We start from the raw sequence: 501 nt of genomic DNA on the forward strand, positions 1-501 counted from the left end.
TGATCAGGGAGCTTTTTTGAATCAATGATTAACTTGATGCTATTGAAGCCAGCATCACGGTAATAGCGGACAACTTCAGCCAGGTTGTTTTTGTCGTTGCGAACAGCAACGACCCTGTACTTGTCATGATCGAAGCTTAGAGACTCGCCGCTAAGAATAGCGACTGAGCAGGACTCGGTTGAACGAACCAGTGTATGTTCTGAAGCTTGAGATTGCGCGATAACGTTCATTTATTCTTATTCCTAGTAGAACGTAAAAGTGCAAAGTTTCTAAGTAATATATATAACTAAAGAACTCTGCACTTTTACCAGCATGCTAAAGCATGCAGTAAACAATTGATTTATTTGTGCTTAGATAGAGTTTTTAGTTATGCGGCTAGTGCATAGAGACTGTTGTCGAAAAGAGACTGTCTTTGCTCAACAAGATGAGAAACGGTTTGCTGTAGATCTTTGCCCAATGCCATCGCTGCGATAATTGCATCGACTTCGTGAGATAAGAAAC

The 501-nt window shown here is 40.7% G+C and carries 1 protein-coding gene; it reads right to left on the bottom strand.

Translation table 11 applies throughout. The annotated features are described in order from the left end of the window. A partial coding sequence (locus R8O10_RS27870) for a hypothetical protein (protein ID WP_318192314.1) occupies positions 1 to 230 on the bottom strand: 230 nt, incomplete at its 3' end. Between the last annotated feature and the right edge of the window lie 271 nt (positions 231 to 501).

Origin of the sequence: Vibrio sp. 1727 (assembly GCF_033344415.1) — a bacterium.
GTDB lineage: Bacteria > Pseudomonadota > Gammaproteobacteria > Enterobacterales > Vibrionaceae > Vibrio > Vibrio alginolyticus.